The 19815-nt window shown below is 38.6% G+C and carries 15 protein-coding genes and 2 pseudogenes; 5 read left to right on the top strand and 12 right to left on the bottom strand.

Features of this window, described 5'->3' with window-relative positions; all coding sequences use genetic code 11:
* Positions 1–196: 196 nt before the first annotated feature.
* From VX941_05510 to VX941_05490, 5 genes are all read right to left on the bottom strand, one after another.
* Entirely contained in the window at positions 197–766 is a 570-nt protein-coding gene (locus VX941_05510) for a LemA family protein (GenBank protein ID MEE2932863.1), read from the bottom strand.
* A 261-nt stretch (positions 767–1027) separates the two neighbouring features.
* A complete protein-coding gene (locus VX941_05505) occupies positions 1028–1282 on the bottom strand; it encodes a hypothetical protein (protein MEE2932862.1) in 255 nt (84 codons plus the stop codon).
* Between the two features lie 327 nt (positions 1283–1609).
* The gene (locus VX941_05500) at positions 1610–3001 is read right to left on the bottom strand and encodes a hypothetical protein (protein ID MEE2932861.1); all 1392 of its coding nucleotides are present in this window, start codon (positions 2999–3001) and stop codon (positions 1610–1612) included.
* 5 nt (positions 3002–3006) lie between these two features.
* Positions 3007–5841, bottom strand: a complete 2835-nt coding sequence (locus tag VX941_05495; protein MEE2932860.1) for an MMPL family transporter — start codon at positions 5839–5841, stop codon at positions 3007–3009.
* 78 nt (positions 5842–5919) lie between these two features.
* The gene (locus tag VX941_05490; protein MEE2932859.1) at positions 5920–6744 is read right to left on the bottom strand and encodes an outer membrane lipoprotein-sorting protein; all 825 of its coding nucleotides are present in this window, start codon (positions 6742–6744) and stop codon (positions 5920–5922) included.
* 631 nt (positions 6745–7375) lie between these two features.
* Between VX941_05490 and VX941_05485 the strand changes: the two genes are divergently transcribed.
* A complete protein-coding gene (locus VX941_05485; GenBank protein MEE2932858.1) occupies positions 7376–7819 on the top strand; it encodes a phosphate-starvation-inducible PsiE family protein in 444 nt (147 codons plus the stop codon).
* Between the two features lie 64 nt (positions 7820–7883).
* Here the strand turns inward: VX941_05485 and VX941_05480 are convergent, their stop codons facing one another.
* Together VX941_05480 and VX941_05475 are read right to left on the bottom strand one after the other, a co-directional pair.
* A complete protein-coding gene (locus VX941_05480; protein ID MEE2932857.1) occupies positions 7884–9377 on the bottom strand; it encodes a cryptochrome/photolyase family protein in 1494 nt (497 codons plus the stop codon).
* A 164-nt stretch (positions 9378–9541) separates the two neighbouring features.
* Positions 9542–10381: an FkbM family methyltransferase gene (locus VX941_05475; GenBank protein MEE2932856.1), complete on the bottom strand. Its 840-nt coding sequence runs from the start codon at positions 10379–10381 to the stop codon at positions 9542–9544.
* Between the two features lie 219 nt (positions 10382–10600).
* Here VX941_05475 and VX941_05470 point away from each other — a divergent pair, with 219 nt between their 5' ends.
* Positions 10601–11977 (top strand): cyclic nucleotide-binding domain-containing protein, encoded by a 1377-nt coding sequence (locus VX941_05470; GenBank protein ID MEE2932855.1) that lies wholly within the window; start codon positions 10601–10603, stop codon positions 11975–11977.
* 33 nt (positions 11978–12010) lie between these two features.
* On the opposite strand, the gene hemG is transcribed toward VX941_05470, so the two are convergent.
* Positions 12011–12535, bottom strand: coding sequence for a menaquinone-dependent protoporphyrinogen IX dehydrogenase (gene hemG / locus VX941_05465; protein ID MEE2932854.1), 525 nt, complete (start codon positions 12533–12535; stop codon positions 12011–12013).
* Between the two features lie 620 nt (positions 12536–13155).
* On the opposite strand from hemG, the gene VX941_05460 reads away from it, so the two are divergent.
* A complete protein-coding gene (locus tag VX941_05460) occupies positions 13156–14454 on the top strand; it encodes a hydantoinase/carbamoylase family amidase (GenBank protein ID MEE2932853.1) in 1299 nt (432 codons plus the stop codon).
* Between the two features lie 270 nt (positions 14455–14724).
* On the opposite strand, the gene VX941_05455 is transcribed toward VX941_05460, so the two are convergent.
* Positions 14725–15159 carry a hypothetical protein gene (locus VX941_05455; protein MEE2932852.1) on the bottom strand — a complete coding sequence of 145 codons (435 nt, stop codon included), beginning with the start codon at positions 15157–15159 and terminating at the stop codon, positions 14725–14727.
* Positions 15160–15166: 7 nt separating this feature from the next.
* A pseudogene (guaA, locus tag VX941_05450) lies at positions 15167–16225 on the bottom strand (glutamine-hydrolyzing GMP synthase).
* Here guaA (VX941_05450) and guaA (VX941_05445) point away from each other — a divergent pair.
* A pseudogene (gene guaA, locus VX941_05445) lies at positions 16196–17197 on the top strand (glutamine-hydrolyzing GMP synthase). The pseudogenes guaA (VX941_05450) and guaA (VX941_05445) sit on opposite strands and share 30 nt — an antisense overlap.
* Positions 17198–17562: 365 nt before the next feature.
* A complete protein-coding gene (locus VX941_05440) occupies positions 17563–18687 on the top strand; it encodes a hypothetical protein (GenBank protein ID MEE2932851.1) in 1125 nt (374 codons plus the stop codon).
* A 207-nt stretch (positions 18688–18894) separates the two neighbouring features.
* Here the strand turns inward: VX941_05440 and VX941_05435 are convergent, their stop codons facing one another.
* Together VX941_05435 and VX941_05430 are read right to left on the bottom strand one after the other, a co-directional pair.
* A complete protein-coding gene (locus VX941_05435; protein MEE2932850.1) occupies positions 18895–19338 on the bottom strand; it encodes a MaoC/PaaZ C-terminal domain-containing protein in 444 nt (147 codons plus the stop codon).
* A gap of 33 nt (positions 19339–19371) precedes the next feature.
* Positions 19372–19815, bottom strand: a 444-nt coding sequence (locus VX941_05430) for a helix-turn-helix domain-containing protein (GenBank protein ID MEE2932849.1), incomplete at its 5' end; no start/stop codon positions are given.

Raw genomic sequence — 19815 nt, 5'->3', positions numbered from 1 at the left:
CATATATCCGTAGCATTTTTTTACAAATCACAATACCCTATAGCCTTAGCACGCCGGTAAAATATCAGTATTAATCACTCCGGTTGTCCCGCAATGCTTCACTATCGAGTGTGTTTCTCCCATTTTTGCTTGTGCGGAGAACAATAAGTTTTGGTTGGCAAAGTTGAAGTTTGATTTGCCACATATTATGCGGACGCTAGCCCAACAACTTTGCTGCGTCTACCGGCTCCCGCGAAGTGGCATCACCTTCGTAAAAAGGCATGACCCGCGAATTTGCCAGCGGAGCTAACAAACTACCCGGAAAAATCTCTATCGAGTTATTCAAGTCAGAGACAGCCGAGTTGTAAAACCTACGAGCAGCCGCGATTTGAGCCTCAACTTCATTATATGTCTTTTGAGCTTGGATCATGGTTTTGTCGGACTTCAAATCTGGATATGCCTCCATAGAAATCATAAGCTTGCCCATTTGCGCACCCAGTGCAGCCGAATCCTCAAAGTGTTTAGCAACTTGTTTCGGATCTAAAGTATCATATCCCTCAGTGGCTTTTGCACGCAGTTTCGTTACTTCTTCTAGAAGTTCTTTCTCATGCTCCATGAATTTCTTAGCTATTGCCAGGATATTAGGAATCAGCTCTGACCGCTTGGTCAACTGTACGTCAATCCCGGACAATGCTTCTCCTGCCGTATTTCGCCGTGCAACTATTTTTGCATACCAGATGTATAGAACCACAGCCAACCCTGCGGCAATTATCAAAATGATGTCCATAACAACCTCCTAATGCACTTTGACTTCAGCTAGTTTTCTAAGACGCTAGCGTAGCGTCACAATTTTTTTGTGTAAATGAATACAGCTCTTTCAGTATACGTTACACAATGGGGATAATGTAAAAAAATCTCGTAGGGTGTAATGAGAACAAATCTCGACACAACCATTGAAACCTCCAGTTCTTACCAAACAGTTGTTTGCTAGATCCGGCACATAACAGTCACATTAATTCAATCTACTGAGTAAAGATCATCACCATGTTTATTGCAATTTAGGCTCCAGACAACGAAAATCTGCATCTAATCTACTGCCATCAAAATCAATATGCACCACGTTCACATCGTGTCTGCGGCACCATACTTGCACACCAATATTTGTGAACCCCACATCAAGCAAAGAATATTCCTGCAATGAGCGACGCCCGGTCTCACCCTTCATAAATTCGATCTCACATTTTGAGCATACAATTTGATTTGTTATCTTATTATGCAGTTTGTCCAATGATTTTTCGGGCATCTAATACTTTCTCCATGACGTTAAAATATCATAACCTTCGTAACTTTCATGAGATCTGCCCGGACATAAGCTACGGATAGCTGTGCCCTCGTTTGCAATCCACAAAGAGGAGATGCAAAAAAACGCTCAAGCCACTTCAGATTGCACTATTAATTTTGATGTTTTTGGCATAGACACAGAATAATAAATTGTAGGCCTAGCCAATGACCATAATGGCACCTACCCGCAAACAATTACCATTTTTTTCTGAGTGTATCACAAATTCAATTGATAATCCTCGACACTGAAAGTGTAGTTCTGTAACGCTAAAACGTTGATGTACTCCCGCTAAAATGAATACTCTGCGCCAAGTCTAATAAGCTCATTATCGGTCCATCGCCCAAAATGGGTGTCCGAATTTCCCTCAAAAAATGCGCCGCTCATTTGTATTTTAAAGTTGTCATTTGGACGATACTCAACTCCGGCACCGAAAGTATGATCCTCATATTTTATGTTTACGGTACTACCTGCGAAGTAGCTTAGCTCTTCATTATGCTCAACTACTACTCGCAGAAAAACTGTGCGTCGGAATGGTCTAGATAGCTTCGAGCTCTGAACCCAATCATCTGCATAAGCGTCGCTAATTATTTCATCCCCGGAAAATTCCGCTATCGAAGTTATCTTCTCCAAACCGATAAAATTTGCAAACCTACTATCGGTGTAGCTAAAGCCTGCTCCGTACCGAATAAAGTCCTCGTCTCGGCCGTTATAAGTTCTCTGATAAACTACTTCACCGGTGAATTTCCATTCATCTATCACACGAGACAATCCAGCTCCGGTGCTTATAGAAATGGGGTTTACTCTTTCCAAAACAAGTGAATTAGGATCAGCTACATTACGCGTGGTAGAACTCAGTACCGAATAACTTGATGGGCCGTGATGAGCAAACCCAAAAAAATCAATACCCTCTCGTGCACCCTCATATAGCGCCAAATAACCCATATTTTCAAAATGGGTTGGATGGTAAAAATCAACCACCGATGACCCCGTTGGTAGATTTAAAAAAACAGAGCTTCCAGAAGTACCAGCCCACCTAGAACCCTCGCCGGGGCTTATTGATTTTTTGTCAAATGGGAGAAACTTGAATGAGACGGTGTCGTCATCAATGAAATAATTCAAACCAAGATGCCAGACACCTAACTCTGTTGTCGATGAGGGATCGCTTCCATCCCACAAACCAAATCGATCAGAGGGGGAATGAAGCTCAAGCAATCCCATCGATAGCACATCTTTGCCGAGAATTAATTCATAATTTTCAGCCTCATATTTGAGCCAAGCTGCGGTTAGGTCGGCATACCGAATTTTCTGGTAATTCTGCCCAGGGCCATTAAACCAACCCTGCACCGTATCCTGATCCGTAGATAGAGACAAATATCCCTTCATCCCGATTGAAAACTCTTCGTTCAGGCTTGCCTCCGTTTCCCCTTCAAGTCTGGGGCTAAAAATAACGTAGTCATCGCGGATTGAACTATCATCAATTTTGGTAATAAAGCCAGAAAACGAAGTAGTGGCCGTACGTTGGACGTTGGTTGCAAGATCAACGAGCACCCTATTAACTGGCGTAATTAAGGCTTTCTTAATTTTCGCGTCAACTTCTGAACCAGCTTCAGCTTGGCCGTTAACGGCACTAAGACCAATCGCTAAAAGGATTGCGCAAATAGCTTTAAAATTCTTATGCATAAAAGTTAATCTCGAGTGCTGAGCTGCTCGCCCATATTTGCAAGCCTACCCGCCAATATGGCGCTAATGTTACGATTCAAAAGAGCATGGATGCGCGGGTATGAGCGCATAGCTGATGCAACGCGCTCTTGCTCCAGCATAAGAACCTTGAGAGGCTCTTTTGAGTTCTCTGGAACACGCACAGTTGCTGTCCTGGCGACATTGCCAGCATACGCAGCTTCACCAAATATTTCTGACGTGCCCAGCGTGGCCAATAGAGTCTCTTTACCGTCTTTTATACCGAGCACCACCTCTGCCTTACCCGACAAGATCACGTACATGTTACGATCCGTGGTTCCCTGAAGAAATACATTCTCGCCGGGTTCAAACTCTTTTGCATAGGACAGTAATATTGTCTTTCTCATTTGATAGGCAGACATACCTTTGAATACCTCGCTATCCGCCAAAACTTGTTGATTAAGCTTAAGCGATGCAATGTCCCACAGGCTGACGAGCCTAAATCGTTTGAGAAGTATAGGCGTTATTAACAAATCTGTAATCAATGCCATCACCATCGTTACAGCACATAAAAGCCCGAACTGAATGATGATTGTAAAGTCCGATAAGAGTAACGAGAGGAAAGCAAAGGCCAGAGCTAATGAGGTTGACACAACCGGTATAGCCTCCACGCGCACCGCTGCTCTTGCAGCGACCGTTTGATCTGGATTGATTTTCAACTGATCATTAAAGTTCGTAAGCAAATGAATGGTATCGTCAATTGCTATACCTATCGCAATGACTGATACCAAAGTGGTGCCAGCGTTTAGCGGTACCCCAAATATTCCCATAATGCCGAACATAGTAACGACAGGTATGAGGTTAGGCACCAAAGAAACAAAGCCAGCAGTGAGAGAAGTGTACAAGAAACACATCAGCACAAAGATAATAGCAACTAGTAAAATGATAGACGTACTTTGACTCTTAATCATTGTTTCAGCGCCATTGTTGATCAAAATATTTTTACTGGTTATGTGATACGTGGTTTTGGGATCAAGAATGTTGGCGATTTGCTTTCGAAGATCATCGAGATATTGTTTTAGTTCGTACGAATTTGAAATGTTATGACGCACCATTAGATTTGCGCGTGTAGCGTCTGCGTTGATGAAGCGCTCAACGTCTGATCTCGCAAAGAGCAAGAGATATTGTTCTGCCAATGCGCGCGTCTTTGGCATTACATAAAATGCTTTATTTCCTTGGTTCATCTCCTGGTTGACGAGTTTCAAATAATCAGCAATTGAAGTGACCTTGTCGTACGCCCCTTGCTGCCTCATTACATTTTGGATTTTGTCAACTTTTTGTAACCATTCCGGGTCTTTGAAATCTTTACCAGAGTCTGCGTTAATAGATAGGTAGAATACTTGCATCCCTGCCAAGTCATTATGCAAGGTGTCAGCATCAAGCCTTACCGAGTTATCTGGTTTAAAAAATGACAAGGGATCATTGCTTGTTTGAACCTTGGTCGCGTACCCTGCAAAGATAGTTGCTGCCAATAAAACGACGACTACCACTCTCCGCTCATATCGACCTCCAAGCATATCGAGGATGGACAGCACCTTCCCTGCCAGTCCACTAACATTTTCACCGTCGCCCTTTATTTTTGACTTACGCGGCCCAAAAAACCTCAACAATAAAGGAAGCATTAAAATGGTAACAATTAAATTTGCCACCATTGCGTAGCCTGCAGTAATTCCAAAATGCTGGACCATTATCAGATCACTGGAGATGTTTGCCATGAAACCGGCAGCCGTAGTGAAGGACGTGATAAAAATCGGCAAGCCTACATGAACTGCCATAAAGCGGACAGCGTTAATCCGATTTGGAGGGTTATCCTTAGTTATACCGTCCAGGTATGCAGTCAGCATATGCGTGTCTTCGGTTGAGCCAATCACGATTACCAACGCTGGTAAAATTGCCGTTAAAAGATTTAAAGGGATGCCGGCAAAACCCATGAAACCTGCGGTCCACAGAATACTCATTCCAGCAGTAATCAATGGCAAACCGGCAGCCACTGGGGTCCTTAATTGGCTTAACAGTATGACTACCAGAAGCACCGCACCAATCGGAGTGAGTAATCCGATATCGCTGAACAGACCTCTTTCTATGGCTACATTGATGCGAGGCGCTCCCATTACAAAAACATCCTCAAATTCATCACGGATATTTTTAAGGCGACTATTTATTTCCGCTGCTGCTTTACGATTAAAAGATGGATCTCCCTCGATATTCTCCAATGTGACCACTACAGTCGTCTTCATTGCATCATCAGAAATGTAAGTCCCGCGCATTATTGGACTGTAAAGTGCATCCTCGCGCGCTTTTGCAATCTCTTGGGCTGTTTCGGGAGTGGCATCCATCAATGGGTTCATATCTAACCCATCCGGACCCGCGCGGATATTTAACGCTGTAAACAAGCTTTCTTGTTTTTCAACGTATTTCACATCCTCTAAGCCGAATGCAAATTCTTCAATCAAACTCAGTTTTTCTTTTGAAAATAGGTCTTTATCTTTGAAATACACAAGAACGATATTGTCTGAACCAAACTCGGCGACTGTCTCTTGGTAAGGAGCATAACCCGGGTCATTTTTGCTGTAGAGAATATCGAAACTACCATCTACAGTTAGTTTGAGGGCCCCAAAAACTGATATCACAGTAATGATAGCAGCTAACATAAAACTGACGACTGGCCTGCGAGCCCCGAAAGTCATTGCTATTTCATACCACGGCTTCTTCTTACCGTTATTCTCGCTCTCCGGGCCTCCGTTGCCGTGTTGCGATAAGGATTTTACATTGCCTTCTGCCATGCTGTGTTCCTAAATTTAAATAGCCAGTGAACCGTGGTCTTGAGTTACAATTACATTTTGGTTTCAAATTTGGCCGGATTAACGCGCCAATTTGCCAGAAGTAATAGTTTTCTTTCTGAAATTCTTTGAGGGTGCATCAGCCTCCTTGAGGCTGCGCTCGATAACTTCCGTCACTGTTTTATGTTTGTTTTTCAGATGTTCCATAATTGAAAGATTTGCGCGCCATGCTTTTCCTTCAACATTCACCCACTTGTCGGTAGTTTGACGCTTTATAAGCTTGCCTCTGCGATTAAAATAATCGGTTCTTATGATATTAAAATGCTTTTGGCCCACCCAAAGAAGTCTGAATTTATAGCCGGTATCTTTCTTTAGCTGTTTGTCTTTGGCCATCGCCTTTACAACAAATGCATTCTCACCGTTCATCTTTTCATCTTTTTGTCTTTCGTACGAAAATTTCTCCTTAGCCTCAGACACCAGATCTTCATAAGTATAATCTGTGCCCATGAAGTAATTTCGTTTACCCCCCTTTGCTATTCGTTTCAGTTTTTTCCCCTGCGCAGGCAAATACAACCACTGATCATCAGCCTTGCTATCATTCTGCCACGTCAGCATAGCCGTACCTTTTATGCCGGAAGGAGATCTAAAGATTGTGAGATACCGAGTTTGCGACTTATCCTTTTCACGTGTGAACCGCCGCACATCACGCACTTCTTTCTTGCCTGACTTGTCCACCAAGGTCATTTTTTGTATTTCAAACTCGAAGGGTTTGTCGTGACGGGCTTCGACCTCATCCATAATTTGCCGACCGGATAGGCTTTTCGTGTCGGCCATGGTCACCGAGGGAAGTAATGATAAGGCAAGGCTTGCGACTATCATTAACTGCGTTTGTCGTGCAAAAGTCATAACTACATCTCCAGAAAAAATGCGTAATTAAAAGTTTAGACCGATAATTTTTGAAGCGGACTAGTGTAAGAGGATACGAAAAAAATAGGCCAAGAACAATGGCAGAGATAAGAAAAAAGGTTTTGTAAAAAGGCCAAATAATCAATAATAACAAATGCTTGAAATTAAGTAATCAGTGTTGTCATTCTTCATCATGAGTTTATATTGATTGTCAAAACGTGCTACTTTACAATATACATGCTCATCTATCATTGCTTCTAGAATATGCATAAAGGAAATAAACAATATTTTTTGATATTTACTATTCAATGTTATCAATAATGTTGTTCAAATAATAAAATATAGTTAGTTACTTTGAATGAGCGAAAGCTCTTTGGTGTTAGTGCTGTTGTGATTATTTTTTAATTACAAAACTAATTGCAAACAAAAAGATGAAAATAGTCAAACAATTGGCCCATTTATCGTGGCCCTTTTTTGGTTCAAATCACATTATTTTGCGAGCTTTGAGAATATCCATTTTACCAATGCTTTATTAAGCTTTACACTCTATTAAATTGCTTACCTCGGTGGATGAAGATTTAGATTTTTTTTTGGTTGCACCAGGCACATGGATTTATTTTCAGAGAAAAAAATGAATGAAATTTTGAACTCCAAGTCGGTAAATCGCCGCCTTCATTGGACCACTGTCGTTAGTGAAAAGGGGCTTCTCGCAGTAATTGGTGCCCTTACAATGTTAGCTGCCGCTTTAGAGATACATGCCCTATGGGAAAAAAAAGAAATATTGCTTGGCGACTTATTTTTACTATTTATTTACGCCGAAATCGTTGGCATGATCGGTGCTTTTTATGCAAGTAGCCGGATCCCCGTAACGCTGCCAATAATTATTGCGATTACAGCTTTGTGTCGTGTAATGATAGCTCAAGGCAAAGATATTGAAGACACCACGCTTCTAGCGGCCTCAGGTTCTATACTTTTGCTTGCGGGGGCGGCCTACATAATGAGTTTAAAGGATAAATTAAGCCTAGAGAAAATACAGTCTCGCAGAAAAACCAGAGTGCAGAAAAAATCCGAATAGTATTACAGAAAAGTGCCGATGAATTTACAGTGGTGCCTTGATTTGGACACATAATAAATTCCAGCTAGCATGTATGTTCTTCTATGAATCGTTCCGCGCTTTGAAGTATTGTGTCTTTTCGATCTGGATTCATTTTTTCTAACATTTTTACTTGAAATGAAAGCCGGGGGTTTTTTTGATAAAAAGCCTTGTGTTTCATAATGAACCGCCAGTAGAGCCCATCCACCACATTGCACCAATCTCCCCGTTTGTAATTACTCATCTTAAGAATGTAGTTAGAACTGCACGTGTATGGTTTGGTTGACATCAATCCACCATCTGCGAAGGTTGCCATTCCGAACACATTTGGCACCATCACCCAATCAGAAGCATCTATGTACATTTCCATAAACCATTTATAGATAGCCACAGGGTCTATTTCACTGAGATTCATTAAATTAGCGATTACCATCAACCTTGGAATGTGGTGGCTGTACCCATCATTGATCGCTGAGTTAATACAATCGTCCAAGGGCAATATGCCGGTAGAACCATCATACCAACTATCAGTCAGGCTGCGTTTGTGTTTCCAAAAGTTGCTCTCATACTGTTCAACACCCTTCATCTGATAGATTCCGCGTATGAATTCCCGCCAACCCAACACCTGCCTTATAAAACCTTCCGCAGAATTAATGGGCACTTCGCCTTTTTTGAAAAGCCCAAATACCCTCTCAATAATGATATCTGGTGTAATTAAACCAATATTGAGGAATGGACTAATGCAACTGTGAAATAAAAAATTCTCACCGACCCGCATAGCATCTTCATAAACTCCAAAGTTAGAGAGTTTGTTTTGCAAGAAAAATTCTAGCTGCTTTTCTACACCGCGACGTTCAACAGGAAACCAAATATCATTCAAACTGCCGTGATGATCAGCAAACCGGCTGTTTATTAAGTCCATGACCTTATCGTGATACTTAGACAAGCACGGCGCACTTGGCTGAGGAATAGAGACGTTTGCAGGGATTTTTTTCCTGTTTTCCTCGTCAAACGACCATTTGTTGCCTATTGGTTCGTTATGTTCGTTGACTAGTACTTGGAATTTTTTTCTTCCAGTTTTGTAAAAATTTGCGAGCCGAAATGTTTTCTTTTCTCCCTGTGCTGAAATGAATTCGTCGCGTGAAAACATAAACATAGGAGAATTAAAAAACTCAATAGCCAATCCCTTTTTTGTGCACCCTCTGAGAAGAGATTCTTCAAAGTTCTTATCCTCGATTTCAAAAAAATTTAAATGATCTACTCTATTTTCTTCACAAAATCGAAGAAGAAATTCGACGTAGCCCAACCCATCGTTTCTATCTTCCAGAGAAAAATATGAGACTTTAAAACCACTACGCTCTAATTCATCCCGGTACTCTCTCATTGCGCAGAGAAATAGATAAATCTTCTTCTTGTGATGTTTTTGGTAGGTACAAAGACCGTGGTCTTCCGACATAAATACATGGTCACACCCATTTGCCCTTAATAAGCGGGGGTCAAACAATTGATTCCCAAGTATTACAAAAGTTTTACTTTTCATGCTGCACCGAGTGTAGTGAAAATACTACCTTTGGTAGGTAGCTTTTTTGTCGCCTTATTCAATAACAAGTAATTTTATTAGTTTTAAAGTTTGGTCGGCAAAAGCCTGCGAATGAACGGTATTAGCAACAGAGCCCAATTTTATTTTTGGCTCAATTAAATATTCTAAACGATTGGAATGTTATTTTTTTTGTAAAAATCAAAATATGTTTTGGAGTTCCATTTGTCTTGAGGAGACTTGATTCGTAGTAAATTTTCTAACGGAGCACTGCCTTCCGGGACAGCAACAACATTCATATCACCTGTTCCACCAAAAATATTATCACTAACTTTGTTTCTATTGTTATCTCTGTACCAAAAAGCAAAATGCCAATAACAAACCCAGCCATTATCCATAAACCAAGTCAAATATTTTTGGGTTCCCTCCAACTCTTTTTTTGCTTCCAAATAGACTACAGGTTGGTGCTGGACTAAGAATTTATCGCCACCTTGAACGATATTCCACTCATGACCCTCCACATCAATCTTCACAAATGAACATTTATTTGTTGGAAATTCGTTGAGATGAATGGCTTGTGCAGGCGTCCCATCGATGGATATGCCAACGGACCCGTAACGTCCTGCACCCGAGTGCTCTTGGTCATTTAATAGTACCCAGCCTGTTTCCGAAGATACAGCTAATGAAAATACGTCAACATTCTTAATGTTGTTAAGGACTAAATTTGCGTTCAGGCATTGTAACATCAACTGTTGAGGCTCAAAGGCGTATACCTTCCCTTTTGCTCCAACCCTTTTGGATAACGACATTACTGTTGTGCCGATGTTTGCGCCAATATCTAGAACAGTATCTCCCGGTTCAACAAACTGCGACATAACAATATTTTCGCCCTCAGACCATTCGCCATACAAAGGCAAACTCTTACCGACCACGGCGTCGTTTTCGGGAAAAATCATCTTCCCATACAACGTATCCGCCACCTGTAATTTTTCTAATTTTATGTTCATGATTTTAACCTATCGACCGTCTGAGAAGACAGAACAATTATTTCATGCAATGAATTCAAGTCAATTAGATGGATTTTATACGATTTTTATGCAACAAATATTAAGTTTAATATCAATCATTTACCTAAATTTATCTTTAAGTCTCCATTACCCTCGCCTAAGCCGACAGGATTTCCACGGGTTTGATGTTGTTGTTTAACTGAATAAGAGTGCACCATTATGGATTTTCAATTTCTGATTTGGGCCGTTTTCCTAGGAGCTCTCTCTGCAGCATCACTTCCATTGGGCTCATTATTGGGATTAGTCTGGACGCCTAATAATCGCATTGTCGGGATGATGACTGCCTTTGGTGGAGGTGCTTTGCTCGCTGCATTGGGAATAGAATTAGTTGCACCAACTGCAATGGACCTCGTTAGTGCCTCGACCGCTGATGAGAAAGATGAGGCCGCACACCATCTTGTATATTTATTATTGGGTGCTGCCGGCGGCGGTATTGTATTCGTAGTTCTTGACGAAATCATTAATTCGAAAGGCGGTTTTCTTAGAAAAACATCTTCCACCATTGAATATTTCACCAACCGTAGAGCCGCACGCCGAAGAGAGATTTTAGAGCACTTATCAATAAGCGAGCTAATTCGGCACCTCCCGCTTGAAGCAGTCGAAGAAATGGTAAGAAGGGTGAGTGAGAAGTCTTTCAAGGCTGGCGAAATAATTTTTCAAGAAGGGGATGACGGGGATGATGTTTTTTTTCTGGAGACGGGCAGCGTAACCATTTCACGTGATTCTCAAGAAATCGCCCGACTAAGTAGCGGCGACGTATTGGGAGAGATAGCGCTTGTAACTGGAGCAGCAAGAACCGCGACAGCAATAGCCGCGGAAACCACAAAAGCATTTTCTCTTACCAAAAGGGAATTTGATGCTTGGCGATCAAGATATAAAACATTTGAAGCAGCGGCAACAGTACTATCCGCAAGCCGCCTCAAGGAGCTTTTGGCCCGCGATGGATACAATAGTAATTCGGATGCTTGGGTCGACGATGTAATGAATTCATCAGTGGAAACTTCTTTCGTGCCCACTAAATCTCAACTCAAAGAGGTTAGCGAAGAGCATGATGGAGCACCGCTAGCCATCTGGCTCGGCATAATGCTAGACGGCATCCCGGAGAGCTTTGTGATAGGCTCTGCACTATTAGTCGCTATCTCAACCGTGATTGCGCAAGCCGGACCTGACTCAGTTACATTAGGGTCTGTAATTCCCTACACGCTTATTGCGGGGTTATTCCTAGCTAATTTCCCAGAAGCGATGAGTAGTTCTATTGGAATGAAAAAGCAGGGATGGGGAAGTACAAGGATCCTACTTATGTGGTTGAGCCTTACGGTTATGACAAGCATCGGTGCCGGCGCAGGGTTCTGGTTCGGCGGCATATTAGGTCACGGTGTTCTTGTATTAGTAGAAGGTTTTGCAGCAGGTGCAATGTTAACCATGATCGCCGCTGCTATGATTCCGGAAGCCATTCACTTAGGCGGAAGAAACTCGACTGGACTGGCCACATTGGTGGGATTTTTATCGGCCGTAGCATTTAAACTTTTTGAGTAGGCGGGTATTGAAAAAGATACAATGCAAAGCAAATCACGACGGCTTTAAAATTAATTTGCCAAATCTCTTAACACTTTCCCAGTCAGTGAATTCATGACATTGGGAAATATCGGTTGGCCCTTTAGTTATGTACATAATGAGACGAATTATATTTCTATCTAAAAAATTATATTTTGGATAATTCACCATTCCGGCAAATACCTCAATAAAATCTGGCTTCCAGCCCGTTTTCTCCAAAAATTTTTTCATGTATGGATTGGTGGCTGGCGTATTTTTGTTAGGTTTGCGTGCAACAACATTAACCGAGAAAAAATAAGTTTCTTTTCCCTCAAGGGTCTTTTTTTGTTTTTTGACGAAGTCGAAAACCTCCGGCTTGTGTTTTCCATATCGAATACTGGCACCTAACACTACCTTATCAAAATCGGTTAATGCCAATTCGTTTGCACGGCAAATCGGTGCTGTTTCAACATCACTACCTGCTAATTCAACCTTTATACGTTCAATTATTCTCTTCGTTTGTCCGTCGGTCGTCGAATAAATCATTAAAATTTTAGCCAATAAATTTTCCTTCCAACCATTATGCAAATGAAATGCGATGCCTCGCGTGTCTCGGCTCTATTTCATTGAGCTTTGAATTAATTCTAACAGTAAATGTTAATTGTTATTTTTAATCCCCGAAATCACTTTCTTATAATTTGGGTTAAATAAACATGAGGTCGCTTTTCAATGGTTCATGACATCATCGAGAATACATAATTTATTAATAGCATGCGAACATTGTATAGATACGTAAAATTACAATGAAAAATATATTTTATCGATATTAATGCGTTTTATTAGATATAAATAAAAATTTATATTTAATTTTGTAGCAGTTTCATTTTTTATTTAATATTTATTACAATATTTTGATTTGTGAAAAATAATTTTTATTGATTAATATTATTTTATAATTTGCTTAAATTGGTTTAAATATCAAAATAATTGCTATTATATGTATATCTCACACACGTAATTTATTATCCTTCGTATCTAGAGCCTCACTGATGTAACATTAAGACCTACTCAGCCAATTCCGATAATTTTTTTGCTCATTTTAACGGCATTTATTTTCATGCTAGAACGGTATGTACCTTTTATACCTTTGGCAATTTATTAACAAAGAAGCAAAGTGAAATATGACGGATAATTTTGAACAGGCACTGATTACCGCCGTCGAAGAGTCAATGGAGCGTGCCGATCAGTTTTTCCTAGAAATAGAAGAAAAAACAAAAGATGGACCGGGTGTCACTCGTATTGCATGGGGCGAAGGTGAACAAATAGGTCACGACATGTGCGAGGCATGGGCAAACGAGCTCGGACTAGAAATCTCGGGGGACAGTACCGGCAACCTGTATATGACATTTCCGGGTGCAGATCGCGAAGCGCCACCATTTATAGTAGGTTCCCATATGGACACCGTGCCCTGCGGTGGCAATTATGACGGTGCCGCAGGAGTTATTTCAGGACTTGCCGCCATTCAAGCTTTTCAAGCAGCCGGTATCACTCCCGCCCAGGATACCGTTGTGATGGCAATCCGCGCCGAAGAGGCCGGCAGCTGGTTTTCAGGCCTACACGGTGGCCATCTTGGCAGTCGGGCAGCGCTGGGCCGATTTATGGAAGATGAGTTGAATACTGCCCACCACAACTATTTCGACAAATCCCTCTATGAGGTGATTAAAACGGCTGGTTTTGATCCCGACGCTATTGCTAATAATCCGCCCCATTTGGACCCGCAAAAAATTAAAGGCTATTGTGAGCTTCATATTGAACAAGGACCCATATTGATAGCTGAGAACAAACCGGTCGGCGTAGTCAGCGGCATTCGCGGGAATCGGCGCTTCCGAAATTGCAAAGTATTGGGCGAATACAATCATGGTGGCGCCACTCCACAATCTTTTAGAAAGGACGCAGCACTGGGCGCTGCTGAATTTCTTTATAAATTTGAGCAGGCAGGTCTACAAACACTGGCCGACGGCGGTGATCTAGTTTTTAATCCCGGCATTATCCATACGGACCCCGATGTTAACGGACTTTCTAAGGTTTGTGGTGAAGTCAAGTTCACTTTGGACATGCGGAGCGAAAGTTCGGAAACATTAGACACGATGAGGAAAACGGCAGAAGGTATTGCAGCAGAAATTTCTGAACAAAGGGGCGTTAATGTCGATCTTGGGGAATTTTCGGTATCCGTGCCCGCCGCCCTCCACAATGGTGAGAAGGATCGCATGCTGAAAGGCTGTGCCGCGATGGGTCTCGAGGCACTCAGCCTTGCTAGTGGCGGCGGTCACGATGCGGCTGAGTTCCATCACGAGGGCGTACCCTCTTCAATGATCTTTATCCGCAATAAAAATGGTAGCCACAATCCGGACGAAGCAATGGAGATGGAAGATTTTTGCGAGGGTACAAAAATCCTCGCTTGGATGATGGCAACCGCTTAATAACAATTTAAAAGTAAATGGCACCAGCATCACAAACCATCGACATCAATGGCTTATTTAGCCCTGTCACTGTAATGCTTTTATGACCGTTTTTGCTACTCCCACTTAATGGCGACATAGTGTTTTTATTTTTTATTATCAACATGTTACAAAAACTTTCAAACTTCGAAACCTAATAATATCAATGACTTACAAGTCAATCACTATTCCCACTCAATAATCTAAACCTTGTAAATCATTGTTTATATTGATTTTTTAAGAAGTTTGAAACTAATTTGAAACTTTATCTAAAATAATTTCTAACTCTTCTAGTCTTTTTTCAAGTTTTGTCATTGGACAATAATTGAACATTGGAGAACCAATATATTTTGTTTCAAATTTACATTGCAATTCCATATAAGTTTTCCAATGATAGTCACTTTGTAGAAATTCATTCAAATCATTTTTCTTTTCAAAGTTTCCCTTCTCAATAATTTTGTTAATAATTTGTTTTAATTTATGTTCAATTTCTACTTTTAAAAACTCTGAAACTTCAGAGGCACATTTATGAACAGCTGCATTATTTATTGTTCCAAAATCTTTTATGCATTCTGAATAATTGCTTGATTTATCTTTAGCAAACGCCATAGAAAAAATTATATTTAATGGTATTAAACAAACAAAAACTGAGTATATTTTTTTTACAAAGTGACTTCTTTTGAACAATTTTTATTCACTCCCACTCAATTGTACCAGGTGGTTTTGAGGTAATGTCATAAGTTACCCTATTAACGCCACTTACCTCATTAATAATTCTTGTTGATGTTTCAGAAAGAAAACTTTGATCAAATTTAAAATAATCAGCTGTCATTCCGTCTACGGAAGTTACAGCTCTCAACACACAAGCATAGTCATAAGTTCTTTTATCTCCCATTACACCAACAGACTTTGTTGGTAACAATACTGAAAATGCCTGCCAAATTTCATCGTAAAGATTATATTTTTTGATTTGGTCGATGAATATTTCATCAATGTTTTGTAAGATTTTAACTTTTTTAATTGTTACTTCTCCTGGGCATCTTATAGCTAATCCAGGTCCTGGAAATGGATGTCGATTTAAAAATGTTTTAGGTAAGTTTAATTCATTTCCTAATTTTCTAACTTCATCTTTAAAAAGATTTCTTAAAGGCTCAATTAATTTCAAACCCATTCTTTTAGGTAAACCACCAACATTATGATGTGATTTTATGGTAACAGAGGGACCATCATTAACAGAAACACTTTCTATTACATCAGGGTATAATGTACCTTGAGCCAAAAACTTTATATTATCCATTTTTTTTGCATGTTTTTGAAAAACTTTTATAAATAAATTACCAATTATTTTTCTTTTCTTTTCAGGACTTGTAACACCTTTTAATTTGTTTAAAAAGAGCTTGCTTTCATTGGCGTAAATGAGAGGTATTTTATAGTTATCTCTGAACATTTTTAAAACTTCTGAATGTTCATTTTTCCTAAGCAATCCATGATTAACAAATATACAGGTTAAATTATTACCAATAGCCTTGTGTAAAAGGATAGCTGTCACAGAGCTATCAACACCACCTGATAGTGCACAAATAACTTTATTATTGCCAATTTTTTTTCTAATATTTTCAATCTCATCTTCATAAAATGATTGCATGGTCCAATCACGTTTAAAACCTGAGATTTTTAAAAAATTATCAAATAAAACTTTTCCTTTTGGAGTATGATGAACCTCAGGATGAAATTGAACACCATAAAAATTTCTGGCTTTAAACGTGATTGGACAATACAATCATTTTATCAAGATCAGATTAACAATATTCGAAAAAAGATTGGTAATAACAAAGTCATTTGTGCACTATCAGGTGGAGTTGACAGTTCTGTAACGGCTATCCTTTTACACAAGGCTATTGGTAATAATTTAAACTGTATTTTTGTTAATCATGGATTGCTTAGAAAAAATGAACATTCAAAAGTTTTAAAAATGTTCAAAGATAATTATAAAATACCTCTAATTTACGCTAATGAAAGCAAACTTTTTTTAGAAAAATTAAAAGGTGTTACAAATCCAGAAAAGAAAAGAAAAATAATTGGAAATTTATTTATAAAAGTGTTTCAAAAACATGCAAAAAAAATGGATAATATAAAGTTTTTGGCTCAAGGTACATTATACCCTGATGTAATAGAGAGTGTTTCTGTAAATGATGGTCCTTCTGTTACCATAAAATCACATCATAATGTTGGTGGACTTCCAAAAAAAATGGGCCTGAAATTAATTGAACCCTTAAGAAGTCTTTTTAAAGATGAAGTTAGAAAATTAGGAAATGAATTAAATTTACCCAAGACATTTATAAATAGACATCCATTTCCAGGACCTGGATTAGCTATAAGATGTCCTGGGGAAGTAACAATTAAAAAAATTAAAATTTTACAAAACGTTGATGAAATATTTATCGACCAAATTAAAAAAAATAATCTTTATGATCAAATTTGGCAGGCCTTTTCAGTGTTATTACCTACTAGGTCTGTAGGGGTTATGGGGGATAAACGAACTTATGACTATGCTTGTGTTTTGAGAGCTGTTACTTCTGTGGATGGAATGACAGCTGATTATTTTAAATTTGACCAAGATTTTCTTTCTGACACATCAACAAGAATTATAAATGAGGTAAGTGGTGTTAATAGGGTAACTTATGATATTACCTCAAAACCACCAGGAACTATTGAATGGGAGTAATTAATTTAGTGTAAGTGATTGATTTTATTTAATTAGTTGCTTATCATCAATAGAATGTAGGAAGAAGTAATGAAGCGTGCGCTAGTGTTAACTAATCATCTCCATGATTGGGCAGGTAGTGAAATTCTAGCACTTGAGGTGAGTGAAGTCCTAAGTATTATAAGTATAAAGTTTCGCTCGTAGCAAATGTTGTAGCTAATGAGATTTATACATTATACAAAAAGTATGGTATTAGCGTTTCAAATGAACCCGAAAAATTCGACTTACGTGAATTTGATTTTGTTTGGGCACAACATTTTGTAGCGCCTCTGTGCAAAGGTTTTTCAGATTTAGATAATTTTTCTGGCAGCTTTAATTCAATACATTTGTCACCTTATGAACCGTTCGAGTTAGCTTCACTTGTTTACGCCAAACCTATTGGAGCCAACTTAGTTAGTAATAGCCAAGAAACAGCTAAAAAGATTAATTCTTTTTTTATGAATTCTCATAAAATATATAACTTTAACAATGCCACTAAAGATGATTTTGTTGAAAAAAAAATTTTACCAACACAAAGTTTCAAGCCAATCGAAAGCGTGTTAATTGTCTCGAATCATATTCCAGATGAATTAGGAAAAGCTGCAGAAAATTTGACGAAACTTAGTGTAAAGGTAGAGGCTTTTGGGCTTGGGCAACAAAATTACAAGCGGCTTTCAAAACCTGACATACAAAAATTTGACGTTGTAGTGACGATTGGAAAAACAGTACAAAGTGCAATTCTTGCTCGTCGTCCAGTATATTGTTATGACAGATTTGGTGGTCCAGGATATATACGAATAGATAATTTTAAAACATCTTTGGATTTTAATTATAGTGGTCGATGCTGCAGAAGAAAGCTAGAACCTAAACAACTATGTGATGAAATCATTTCTGGCTACAATGGTGCGCGTAAAGATGTTAATGATCTTTTTGACATGGGGAGTGAGTTGTTTAACTTGAAAATTTTTTTGAATAATCTTTCCAAGAAAAAAAGCGCATTGACGAATCAAACAGTTGATACTCAGCCAATAATAGAATACGCAAAACTTGTCCGTAGTTTGTACTTTAATTCACTCCAAATTCAAAATGGTTATAAATTAAGTCTAGAAAAACCTGCTAGTCTTGCGCCTAACTTTCTGTTCGATGGCAATGTTAATTTAGACCTTAATCAAGATCTGAAATTATTATATTGGGGCCCTGATAGCTACTCTGAGGGTGCACTACCAAATATTCAACCTAATGGTGAAGTAGGTATTTGGATAAAAATTCAAAACTTAGATAAACTTAACAATCCATCTCTCATCATAAATGATAATTTAATGCTAGTTGATTTAGTAGTAGAAGGCGATCTTATTACTGCTACCTTGCCTAAGGAGCTATTTGATGATTCTTCTGTACGTCTGCAGCTTGTTAGTCAGTATGATAGGCTTGCCATCCCAATAGGTGTGATAAAAAAATCTCTTGAACTTTGATTATTAGATTGGAAAAAAATCTTTGGATGACAGCCTTCGATCTTTAAGAGCACAAAACTTTTAGATAATAAGGTGGCTATTATGACTTTGCTAAATACAATAATCCGTTGTTCTTAAACCACTTCAAAAAAACAACCCCATTGCTATTTCAACAAGCACGTCCCAATTGATAATATTAAATTCTTGTTAAACAAATCTTTTAAAATATCAAATATTTTTTTTTATTAAGTATTTTTGAATACCTTCAAATACTAATTCCTGATTTTGATTTAGTATTGTTGCTTTCATTTCAATTATACCTGTGGTTTTTTGAGAAACTAAATTAATGATTTTAAGTTCTGGATATAAAGTATCATTTTTATAAACTGGCTTTAAAAATTTGCCACTAATTTCGATCATTCCTAATAAACTTTGTCTAACCTCTGATGGAAAACTTCCTGCACCAGCTGCTGTTTGAGACATAACTTGAATACCATGAGCAAGCATATTTTTATGACCTTTTTCTTTACAAAATTCTACATCATAGTGAATTGGGTCATTATCTCCTGATACACCCTGAAACATTGAAAAAATACCACTTGTTTGAGTTCTTGAAGGAAGTACATACTTGTCTCCAAGATTAAAATCTTCAAAATATTTATTTTTAATCATATCAAAGCAGTTAATTTAAGAATTAAAAATTTATTAATTAGTATCATTTTTTTTAATTGAGAACTTTTTCATTTTCTCAATTAAGGTAGTTCTTCTAAGCTTTAAGATGTCTGCTGCGTTGGCGATCTTCCCATTAGTTTTTTCTAAAGCTGCTTCTATTAATATTATCTCAATATCTTGTAAATGACGTCGAATATCAATTTCGTCATAAAAAGTAAACCAATCTTTATAATTATTTGGATGAGGAAGATTATCAATCTTAGTTTCTTCATCATTGTTATCAAATTCAACTTCATCCATTAATTCTGATGTTACATCCCAAATCTCATTTTGTTCTTCAATTGTATTTGGAGCTTTTAACCTTAAGAGGTTTTCAGTAACATTTGTACTAGTAACTTCTTGACCTTGAAAAAGTATGCATGCTCTTTCAATTAAATTTTTTAATTCTCTTACGTTACCAGGCCAATTATGTCTTGT

The sequence above is a fragment of the Pseudomonadota bacterium genome (assembly GCA_036339585.1).
GTDB lineage: Bacteria > Pseudomonadota > Alphaproteobacteria > UBA8366 > UBA8366 > UBA8366.
This window is presented reverse-complemented; position numbering and strand designations above follow the sequence as displayed.